The organism is Bacillus swezeyi (assembly GCF_001969815.1).
GTDB classification, from domain to species: Bacteria; Bacillota; Bacilli; order Bacillales; family Bacillaceae; genus Bacillus; species Bacillus swezeyi.
The window spans coordinates 1-10,872 of sequence record NZ_MRBK01000032.1 but is presented as its reverse complement, the minus strand read 5'-3'; the positions used below and the strand labels follow the sequence as shown (position 1 = coordinate 10,872).

The 10,872-nt window shown below is 44.1% G+C and carries 8 protein-coding genes and 3 pseudogenes; 7 read left to right on the top strand and 4 right to left on the bottom strand.

Features of this window, described 5'->3' with window-relative positions; translation table 11 throughout:
- Nucleotides 1–133 (bottom strand): annotated as a pseudogene (locus tag BTA30_RS24540) (glycosyl hydrolase); the annotation flags it as partial.
- A 71-nt stretch (nt 134–204) separates the two neighbouring features.
- Between BTA30_RS24540 and BTA30_RS20310 the strand changes: the two are divergent.
- Nucleotides 205–1,251 carry a 2,3-butanediol dehydrogenase gene (locus tag BTA30_RS20310; protein ID WP_076763544.1) on the top strand — a complete coding sequence of 349 codons (1,047 nt, stop codon included), beginning with the start codon at nt 205–207 and terminating at the stop codon, nt 1,249–1,251.
- 74 nt (nt 1,252–1,325) lie between these two features.
- Here BTA30_RS20310 and BTA30_RS20305 read toward each other — a convergent pair whose 3' ends face one another.
- Entirely contained in the window at nt 1,326–2,174 is an 849-nt protein-coding gene (locus tag BTA30_RS20305) for a TetR/AcrR family transcriptional regulator (RefSeq protein ID WP_076763542.1), read from the bottom strand.
- Nucleotides 2,175–2,321: 147 nt separating this feature from the next.
- Between BTA30_RS20305 and BTA30_RS20300 the strand changes: the two genes are divergently transcribed.
- From BTA30_RS20300 to BTA30_RS22840, 3 genes and pseudogenes are all read left to right on the top strand, one after another.
- Entirely contained in the window at nt 2,322–5,468 is a 3,147-nt protein-coding gene (locus tag BTA30_RS20300; protein ID WP_076763540.1) for an efflux RND transporter permease subunit, read from the top strand.
- A 402-nt stretch (nt 5,469–5,870) separates the two neighbouring features.
- Complete coding sequence (locus BTA30_RS20295; protein ID WP_076763538.1) at nt 5,871–6,077, top strand: hypothetical protein; 207 nt, start codon at nt 5,871–5,873, stop codon at nt 6,075–6,077.
- A 141-nt stretch (nt 6,078–6,218) separates the two neighbouring features.
- Nucleotides 6,219–6,534: pseudogene (locus tag BTA30_RS22840) on the top strand (transposase); the annotation flags it as partial.
- A gap of 67 nt (nt 6,535–6,601) precedes the next feature.
- Here the strand turns inward: BTA30_RS22840 and BTA30_RS20285 are convergent.
- Both BTA30_RS20285 and BTA30_RS20280 read right to left on the bottom strand, forming a co-directional pair.
- On the bottom strand, nt 6,602–7,141 hold the full coding sequence (locus BTA30_RS20285) for a GNAT family N-acetyltransferase (protein ID WP_076763536.1): 540 nt from the start codon (nt 7,139–7,141) through the stop codon (nt 6,602–6,604).
- Between the two features lie 14 nt (nt 7,142–7,155).
- A complete protein-coding gene (locus BTA30_RS20280; RefSeq protein WP_076763535.1) occupies nt 7,156–8,109 on the bottom strand; it encodes a nucleoside hydrolase in 954 nt (317 codons plus the stop codon).
- A 201-nt stretch (nt 8,110–8,310) separates the two neighbouring features.
- On the opposite strand from BTA30_RS20280, the gene BTA30_RS20275 reads away from it, so the two are divergent.
- From BTA30_RS20275 to BTA30_RS20265, 3 genes and pseudogenes are all read left to right on the top strand, one after another.
- Nucleotides 8,311–9,225 (top strand): diacylglycerol kinase, encoded by a 915-nt coding sequence (locus tag BTA30_RS20275; protein WP_076763533.1) that lies wholly within the window; start codon nt 8,311–8,313, stop codon nt 9,223–9,225.
- Nucleotides 9,226–9,273: 48 nt separating this feature from the next.
- Nucleotides 9,274–10,174: pseudogene (rlmD, locus tag BTA30_RS20270) on the top strand (23S rRNA (uracil(1939)-C(5))-methyltransferase RlmD).
- A gap of 323 nt (nt 10,175–10,497) precedes the next feature.
- A partial coding sequence (locus BTA30_RS20265) for a hypothetical protein (protein WP_204515382.1) occupies nt 10,498–10,872 on the top strand: 375 nt, incomplete at its 3' end.

Genomic DNA, 10,872 nt, shown 5'->3' with positions numbered 1-10,872 from the left:
ATAAATGAAGAGTAGTCTAAGCTGCCGTTCGTTTCTTGCGGACCGATTTCTGTGAAGGCAAAAAGATGTCAGTTGATCATACCCCTGAATCGTCGGTAAAGTAAGCGTCCAATCCAACAATGTCAACGTTAGATAAATTTTTTGAATATAAAGAAAATAGCGCAATAGAATGAGATCAAACGATTATTTTTAGGGGATGAGAAAATGAAAGCGCTTATATGGCATAATGCTAAAGATTTACGATTAGAAAATATCGAAGAACCACAAGCGTTAGAGGGGAAAGTCAAAGTAAAAGTAGAATGGTGCGGAATTTGCGGAAGCGATCTGCACGAATATACCGCAGGCCCTATTTTCATTCCAATTGAAACACATCCGTTAAGCGGTGATAAAGCCCCAATCGTTATGGGACATGAATTTTCCGGACAGGTCGTCGAAGTAGGAAAAGGAGTTACGACTGTTCAAGTCGGCGACCGCGTAACTGTTGAACCTATCTACGCATGCGGCGAATGTGAAGCTTGTAAACAAGGAAAGTATAACCTTTGTGATAAATTGGGATTCTTTGGTCTCGCTGGAGGCGGCGGCGGGTTTTCTGAGTATACAGCGGTACCGGCAGAAATGCTTCACAAATTGCCGGAAACGGTATCATTTGAACAAGGTGCACTTGTTGAACCGTCTGCCGTTGCCCTTCACGCTGTACGCAAAAGCAAATTGAAGGTTGGTGACAAAGCGGCCGTTTTTGGGACAGGCCCTATCGGTTTACTTGTGATCGAAGCATTAAAAGCATCCGGCGCATCAGAAATTTATGCTGTCGAATTATCTGAAACCCGCCGGCAAAAAGCAGCAGAGCTTGGGGCGATCGTCATTGATCCAAAACAGTACGACGCAGTTGGTGAAATTCAGAAACGGACAAACGGCGGTGTAGATGTGGCCTATGAAGTGACAGGTGTGCCGCCTGTTTTAAAACAAGCGATCCATACAACAAAAATGAACGGGGAAACAATGGTTGTCAGCATTTTTGAGAAAGAAGCGCCAATCCATCCTCATGATATTGTCATGAAAGAACGCACATTAACCGGAATTATCGGATACCGCGACGTTTTTCCGACTGTCATCAGTTTAATGGCTCAAGGGTATTTCCCAGCTGACAAATTGGTAACGAAGCAAATTACACTTGATGAGGTCATCGAAGAGGGTTTCAAAGGATTACTAAGAGAAAGAGACCAAGTGAAGATTTTGGTCAAAGCTGAATAAATAGGAAAACCAGATTTCTATTTTAGTAGGAATCTGGTTTTCCTTTGCCGTCGGATATGCTGCCGCCTGTTTTATCAACGATCGAGAAAGCCTGAGATGATCTGAAAAAGATGCTGAACGTTGTCCTGATGCTCCAGGTTTGAGAGCATTCCTTGGACCACCGGCTTTCGGGGCGCATCTTTATTCAGCTCTTCTTCAATCACATCGAGCGTAATCAAAATGTCTTCCGGCAGGTCGGCTTTATTTTTTATCGTTTCGATCTCCTGTAAAATGGTATGTTTATCAGCCTCACTCTTGGCATCCGTGTAAAAGCTGTATGTTTGATCAGCGAGGATCGAGTGTTCCCCGCTTTGAATCATGCCATTGATCATGTCATCGATTCTTCTGATAATGAAGTCTGCAAGCTCATAAAAATCAACCTCAATCTCGTTAAAAATAAACAAGTTTTGATAGGATTGCACAATTCCCTGCACGATCACCGTCAGATCCGACAAATAAGGCTTTATGATGTCCCCGAAGGCTGCGTAAAGCGCCTCCCGATAAGTTTCATGAAATTCTTCGCCGACTTTTTTAAAATACTCCTTTATTTTGCTGTTTTCAGGTATGCTGTGTTCGCTGATCATGACGAGAATGAAATCCCTGTGTTCTTTGCTCTCGCTGAATTGATAAGCGATTTGCTCTCTGAATGTTTCTTTCGGAGGGAAGTTTTTTTGCTGGATGCTCTTCATATTTTCCATGGTTCTATCGATATAATATTTAATAATAGCGAGCAAAAGTGCGTCTTTAGACTTGAAATGCAAATAGAAAGCCCCTTTAGAGATTTGGCACTCATTGGCGATATCCTGTATGGTCGTGGAAGCAAACCCGTTTTTAGCAAATAAGCGGAGGCCGGCTTTAATGATTTTTTCTTCTTTTTCTGTCATGAAAGTACTCCTTTAAAGCATCCTTAAAATTGATTAAATTTTAACATATATAAGTTGACGCTGTTTACTTTTGAAGTTTATTATTGTATAGAATGACCAGTCAGTCAATCTGTATTCAGAAAAAGATTTATAAAAATGGAGGTCGTAATGAATTCTATCATTAATTTTGTGCTAAAGAACAAGTTCGCTGTGTGGCTGATGACGATTATTGTTACAGTTGCCGGACTTTACGCCGGTTTGAATATGAAGCAAGAATCCATTCCTGATGTGAATATGCCTTACCTGACAATTAGCACGACATATCCGGGAGCTGCCCCGAGCCAAGTGGCAGACGAGGTAACAAAGCCGATTGAACAAGCGATGCAGAATGTGGACGGAGTGAGCGTTGTCACGTCAACGTCTTATGAAAATGCATCATCGGTTATGATTGAATATGATTATGAGAAGGACATGGACAAAGCGAAAACAGAAGCGGCTGAAGCGCTGGAAAACGTCAGCCTGCCTGATAACGCGAAAGACCCGGAAATTTCTCGCTACAGCATGAATTCCTTCCCGATCCTGACGCTCAGCGTATCGAGCAGCAAAGACAATCTTCAAGAGCTGACGAAAAAAGTGGAAGACGGCCTCGTACCGAAGCTTGAAGGCGTTGAAGGCGCAGCTTCAGTCCAAGTATCGGGTCAGCAGGTTGAAGAGGTTGAGTTCTCCTTCAAAGAAGACAAAATGAAAGAATACGGACTTGACGAAGATACAGTCAAGCAAGTGATTCAAGGATCTGATGTGACAACTCCGCTTGGATTGTACACATTCGGCAATGAAGAAAAATCCGTCGTGGTCAGCGGCGATATTGAAACCATCAAAGATTTGAAGAATATGAGAATTCCGGCCGTATCTGCTTCAAGTGCAAGCGGTGCAGCAGCGGCACAGGGCGGACAAGCGGCACAGAGCCCGCAGGCAGCCGCACAGGCGCAGCAAAGCGCCAGCACAGAAGTGCCGACGGTCAAGCTTTCAGACATTGCAAACATGAAAGATGTCAAAAAAGCTGAATCGATTTCACGCACAAATGGAAAAGACAGCATCGGCATCAACATCATCAAAGCAAACGACGCCAATACGGTAGAGGTTGCCGACAATGTCAAAGATGTACTGAAACAATATAAAGAAGACCATAAAGGCTTTGAGTACAGCTCAACAATGGATATGGCCGAACCGATCACACAGTCGGTCGAGACAATGCTGAGCAAAGCCATTTTCGGTGCGATCTTTGCGATTGTCATTATTCTCTTATTCTTAAGAGATATTAAGTCGACATTAATTTCGATCATTTCGATTCCATTATCCCTGCTCATCGCATTGCTTGTGCTGAGCCAGCTTGATATCACATTGAATATCATGACGCTCGGCGCCATGACAGTCGCCATCGGCCGGGTTGTCGACGATTCCATCGTTGTCATTGAGAACATCTACCGCCGCATGAGGCTGAAAGATGAACCGCTGCGCGGAAAAGCCTTGGTTCGTGAAGCGACGAAAGAAATGTTCTTGCCGATCATGTCATCAACTATCGTAACGGTTGCGGTATTTCTGCCGCTCGCACTGGTAGGCGGCCAAATCGGCGAATTGTTTATCCCGTTTGCTTTAACCATCGTATTTGCGCTTGCCGCATCCCTTGTGATTGCGATCACGCTCGTGCCGATGCTCGCGCACAGCCTGTTCAAAAAATCATTAACGGGTTCTCCGGTGAGAGGCAAAGAACATAAGCCGGGCAGACTTGCAAACTTCTATAAAAAAGTCTTGAACTGGGCGCTCAGCCATAAATGGATCACATCGCTCATCGCGATTCTGATGCTGGTCGGAAGCTTGTTCCTTGTGCCGCTGATCGGTGCCAGCTACCTGCCTTCTGAACAAGAAAAAACGGTGCAGATCACCTATTCGCCTGAACCAGGGGAAACGAAAAAAGAAGCGGAAGAAGAAGCCGCAAAAGCTGAAAAGCTTTTATTGGACCGCAAGCATGTCGATACGGTTCAGTATTCATTAGGTGCAGGAAACCCGCTGATGGGAGGAAGCTCAAACGGTGCATTGTTCTATATCAAATATGAAGAAGACACGCCTGATTTTGATAAAGAAAAAGATAATGTGCTAAAAGCCGTTAAGAAACAATCCGACCGCGGAGAATGGAAAACCCAGGACTTCAGTTCTTCAGGCAATAACAATGAATTAACCTACTATGTATACGGTGACTCAGAGAAAGATATCAAAGGCACTGTCAAAGACATTGAAAAGGTCATGAAAGATCAAAAGGATCTGAAGAATGTGAACTCAGGCCTTTCCAGCACATATGACGAGTATACATTTGTAGCTGACCAAGAGAAGCTGAGCAAACTCGGCTTAACAGCAGCTCAGATTTCTAAAGAATTAATGACGGAAACATCGCAGGCTCCTCTGACAACCGTCAAAAAAGACGGCAAAGAGCTTGATGTCAACATTAAAACCGAAAAAGACGTGTATAAGAGCGTTAAAGATTTAGAAAACAAAAAAATCACATCAGCGACAGGCCAGGAAGTCAAAATCGGTGATGTGGCAGAAGTAAAAGAAGGCACGACATCTGATACCGTTTCGAAACGCGACGGAAAAATTTACGCCGATGTCACTGCTGAAGTCACATCAGACAATGTCACAGCCGTATCAGTTGATGTACAGAAGAAAATTGATAAACTTGACCTGCCTGACAACGTCACGATTGATACAGGCGGTGTCTCCGCAGATATCGCGGATTCCTTTACGAAGCTTGGGCTGGCGATGCTCGCAGCGATTGCGATTGTCTACCTCGTGCTCGTGATTACATTCGGCGGAGCGCTGGCGCCATTTGCGATCCTGTTCTCGCTGCCGTTTACAGTCATCGGCGCATTGGTCGGACTTTACGTATCAGGAGAAACGATCAGCCTGAACGCGATGATCGGGATGCTGATGCTGATCGGTATCGTTGTAACGAACGCGATTGTCCTCATCGACCGCGTCATTCATAAGGAAGCGGAAGGACTGTCTACGAGAGAAGCGCTTTTAGAAGCCGGCTCTACAAGACTCCGCCCGATCCTGATGACAGCCATCGCGACAATCGGCGCCTTGCTTCCATTGGCGTTCGGATTCGAAGGCGGCAGCCAGATCATCTCAAAAGGACTCGGCGTTACCGTGATCGGCGGTTTAATCAGTTCCACCCTCCTTACCCTTCTGATTGTGCCGATCGTATATGAAGTATTGGCCAAATTCCGCCGGAAAAAGCCGGGGATGGAAGAAGAGTAGGATATAAAAAGACCACAGCTCACAATAGAATGCACCCCTTAGAATAGACATTGGAAAAACCCCTTGGTCGATCCGATAAATTCTGAGGGGTGTATTTTTTGGTATTCGAAAGAAGTTAAAAAAGAGGTTGTACGTTTTCAATACCCCCACAAAAGTTAAAGCAGTTCTTGATGGGACCGCAGGCTTTGCAACTCTTTTAAATATAATTGATAACTATACAGGAGCTGTAGAGGATGCTTGCTGCCAAGGAGCTCTTGTAGTTACAGGGAATCCAAAAGCCGCTTGACTGATATCCAAAACATTGATGATTTTCCTTTAACCTGAGACTATGGTTGGTGTCTAACAAAAATATCCTATGTTATGTTAATGAAAGATATTTTACAGCACAATTAGGAGGTAGTTATGGAATCCAAAGGAAACAGCGAACCAAGCCCTAAAGTAGTAAAGTCGCTAACCTGGATAATACCAATGGTGATTATAGGATTAATATTTCTTCTTAAAAATATTGAAAACCCTGTAACTGATGTTTTATTTTATATTGTATGTGCAGGTGTTATAATCTCAGTGCTTTTCAGCATCATTAAAGAGAAAAAAGCTAAAAGCAAATGAAGGCAGGTTTTTAACCTGGTCAGCTTGTCGACAAAGTCACAAAAAGACGCTTCATCGACAGGCTTTTTTATTAAAATGTGAGTGGAATCTAGATTTTGGAGGTTTCACCATGTTGTCCAAACACTCTCAAGATCAGCGTGGATAGCTTTTGAACTTCTCCCTAGAGACTATTTGGTTAGGGAAATGGAAGAAGCCGTGGATTTTTCATTTATTTATGAAAAAGTAGCCCCTCTTTATTCATCGAAAGGACGTCGGAGTATTGCCCCCTTTGTATTTATTAAATTGATACGGATTTAATATGCGTTTGGACATCGCTCTATGCGTGAGACGATTAAGAGAAACCGATGTGGCTTATCGCTGGTTTATTAGTTACGGATTCTCTGAAAAAATTCCTCATTTTTCAACCTTCAGTAAAAACGTTGAACATCGTTTTCGTAACATCGACCTATTTTGTCAACGGTCTGAAAATCCTCAGCTCTTTATGAGCTGAGGATTTTTTCGTTTAGAACAGGCCGAGGAAGCGGCTAATCATTCGGATTAATAACGGCCAGCAGCTGATGATCTTCCCATTTGCCATTGATCTTGACGTTTTTCCGGGCGATGCCTTCTTTATGAAAACCGGCTTTCTCCAAGACGCGAATGGATGCGATATTACGGGGCATGACACCGGCTTCGACGCGGTGCAGCTTCAGATCCTCAAATGCGTATTCAACCATCAGCTTGGCCGCTTCTGTCGTAAAGCCCTTGCCATTATGCTTCTCATCCAAAAAATAGCCGATGAAGGCGCTTTGCAGCGAGCCGCGCAGTATTTGAAAAAGATTAATCGTGCCAATCAGTGCATCATCCGCCTGATGAAAGATGCCACAATAATAGTCTTCGTCATTCTGCATATTCTCATAAAACCTTTGAAGCCTCTTCTTTTGTCCTTCGAGTGTATAGAAATCATCGTTCCGTTCCATTGAAAACTGTTCAAAAAATAAGCGATTGTCTGTTTGCAATTTGAGACATGCTTCGGCATCTTCTGCTGTCAGCGGCCTGATATAAACGTTTTTGCCTTTTTTCATCTGTCATCTTCCCCTTATATTGATGGTATACGATCAGCCTTTTTCATCAACTCTTCAAAGTACGCAAAAAATGTGTCTCTATCGACTTGGTCGACGACTTCGACCTTTCTGCCTTTTGGGTGCTCTTCTGTTGTTCCCTGGCGCGGACTTTCTGTGTGCACAATCGTATTGACGGTTCGCGAACGGATCATGTCTTTCGCGCCGAGTGTCAGTGTTGTCAGTACATCCCAGAGGTAGTAGGTGGAATTCGTCTCCGTATGTACAAGCGGCGGGCACATCGCATAGCATTGGCCGATGAAGTCGATTCCGATATGCTTCCTGAGACTTGCCCAATGGGAGCGGATCTCATTTGTCAAAGGCACTTGATTCGTGCTTTCAAGCGCGACCATTTCAATTTGAATGTCATGGTCAAACACCGTCTTCACGCTGTACGGGTCCCAAAAGGCATTCCATTCAGCCGTCCCGTCGTGCTCAGGCTCTTCCACATTCCCTTTCTGAAGGAAAGTGCCGCCCATCCAGACCAGCTTTGAAATATGGTTTGTGATCGCCGGATCTGCATTCAAAGCCCGCGCCAAATCCGTCAGCGGACCGGTAAACAGCAATGTCACAGGCTCGTTGCTTTTCTTGATCTTCTCAATCAGGTGAAGGTGGGCGGGAAGGTCTGACACAGGGGTTCGAGGCCCACCTCTTTCATTTAAAATCGGCAGGGCGTCGACATAAAAGGCATGCATGCGCCACTCCTTCGGAAAAGGATGAACCCCTCTGGAATCGGATGCAGCGGTTTCGACCGGATAGGAGCCGAAACGGTCGATAATTTTTCTGCTTGCGCCGAGGGCTGGCTCCAAGTAGCAATCTCCGGGAATAACCGAGGTTCCGATCAGCTTGACATCCTCCATTTGCAGCAAAAGAAACAAGGAGACGAGATCATCCACCCCTCCGTCATGATTAAAATAAACAAGCTTCTCCACAGCAGCATCCCCTTTATTTTTGTAATATTTATTATTTTACAGCAATTATCCTGCAAAGTCTCGATTTCCATTATTTAGGTCGTTTTATCTAAAATTAAACAAAAGACCATACCCATTTTGTTGCGATTTTTTCAACAACTAGTATAATTAAAGGTTGTTGGTAAAGAAATGATACGGATACTCTAATAGGATGATGAAAACATGAAACGTGCACGAATCATATACAATCCGACTTCCGGACGAGAAATATTTAAAAAAAATCTTCCCCAAGTTCTGCAAAAATTCGAAAAAGCAGGCTATGAGACATCATGCCATGCGACAACAGGCGAAGGAGATGCCGTTCAGGCAGCGAAAATCGCAAGCGAACGGCAGTTTGATTTAATTGTCGCTGCAGGCGGAGACGGGACCTTAAATGAAGTCATAAACGGCCTGGCTCCTTTGGAAAACCGCCCCAAGATCGGGGTGATTCCGGTCGGAACGACAAACGACTTCGCCAGAGCGCTCGGCATTCCGAGGGAGGATATTTTAAAGGCGGTTGACACAATACTAGAAGGGGAAGCCCGTCCGATTGACATCGGGCGCGTCAACGGCCAATATTTCATCAATATCGCCGGAGGCGGCCGCCTGACGGAACTGACATATGATGTACCAAGCAAATTGAAAACGATGCTCGGCCACTTAGCCTATTATTTGAAAGGAATGGAAATGCTGCTTCCTTCATTAAGGCCGACCGAGGTTGAAATCGAATATGACGGCAAGCTGTTTCAAGGAGAAGTGATGCTTTTTTTAGTGATGCTGACGAACTCTGTCGGCGGCTTTGAAAAGCTCGCGCCCGACTCAAGCTTGAATGACGGCATGTTTGATCTGGTGATTTTAAAAAGAACGAACCTCGCCGAATTTGTCAGGCTTGTCGGTCTCGCTCTCAGAGGCGAACACATTCACGATGAGCATGTCATTTATACAAAAGCGAACCGCGTAAAGGTCACACTGAAGGATAAAATGCTCTTAAACCTTGACGGCGAATACGGCGGTGAACTGCCCGGCGAATTTGAAAATCTCTACCGCCACATCAACGTCATGATGTCAAAAGAAAAAGCGAGAAAATTGGATGATTAAACTTGGTCTCGGGATTCGGCCAAGTTTTTCTTTTAGCAGGTGAAGAATATGAAACAAAAAGCCCCCGTAGAAAAAAATGAATATTATAACGTAGTATTTGAAGACTTGACACATGAAGGAGCCGGAGTCGCCAAAGTCGACGGCTTCCCGATTTTCGTGCCGAACGCCTTGCCTGACGAAAAGGCGCAGATCAAGGTGACGCGGGTCAAAAAAGGCTTCGCCTTCGGCCGCCTGATCGACCTGAAAGAAGAAAGCTGCTACCGCACAGATGCGCCGTGCCCGATCTACAAACAGTGCGGCGGCTGCCAGCTTCAGCACATCAATTACGAAGGCCAGCTCCTCTACAAGCAAAAACAGGTCAAAGATGTGCTCGAGCGGATCGGCAAGCTCGATTTAAGCCGGATCACCGTCCACCCGACTCTCGGCATGGAAGACCCGTGGAACTACAGAAACAAAGCCCAGGTCCCTGTCGGTGAAAGGGAAGGCGGACTTGTCGCAGGCTTCTACCAGCAGCGCAGCCACGACATCATCGACATGAACGAATGCCTGATCCAGCAATCGGAAAACGACCGCGTCGTTCAAGCGATCAAAGAGATCTGCAGCCGTTACGGCATCAAAGCGTACAACGAAGAACGCCACAAAGGCTGGCTCAGACACATCATGGTCAGATACGGTGTCGTNNGTGATTCCGAAGTGGTATGAGGAAGGGATTAAGGCTGATACGCTTGTGGTCGACCCGCCGCGTAAAGGTTGTGATGAGGCGTTGCTGCGGACGATTATTGAGATGAAGCCGACGCGGGTTGTGTATGTATCGTGCAACCCGGGAACCTTGGCGCGCGATTTGCGGGTGCTCGAGGATGGCGGGTATGTGACGTGTGAGGTGCAGCCTGTAGATATGTTTCCGCATACAAGCCATGTGGAGTGTGTGGCGTGGTTACAAAGACAGTAAGGGTGGAATATAGTGTGAAATCGTTGATTTTAAGCCATTTTGAAAAATATGAAAACTTATAAAAACATATAAATTGATAAAAAGTGTGCCACAAATTTTAATAAATCAAAAGCTGGAATGAGAAATCATTTCGGCTTTTTTATAGCAACGGCTTAATTAATTATAGAAAATCTTAAAGGAAATTTAATTGTGAAGACAAGGAGATTAGGTAAAGCACCTAGGCTATTTACAAAACTATATTGACTATCAGACTTATACTCTTACGACATCTCCTGTTTAAATGATACAATGTAATAAAGAAAACAAATAGGAGTAGAATTAATATGGAAATAACAAAAAAAGAGGTCTTGAAAAATGTACTCTTAGAAAAAAACACAACTTTCTTGCTTGGTGCGGGTGCTTCTGTTCCGTTTTTTTCTTCATTAGGTAATTTTGAACTTATATTATCTCACGATAAATTAACTACAAGTGGAAGGAAATTAATCAAGACAATTTTCTATAAACTATCTATTTCAGATAACTCATATCTGATTCAATATTTAAATGGACATTGCTTTTGTGGTGAAAAGTCAGAATTAATGTTAAATATTCTTAACGAATATACTCGATTTATTCATAACATTTTAGAATTTTTAAAAACAAGAAATAGTAGAGTATCTCCAAAAAGAGTTAATATTATTACTACCAATTATGATCTT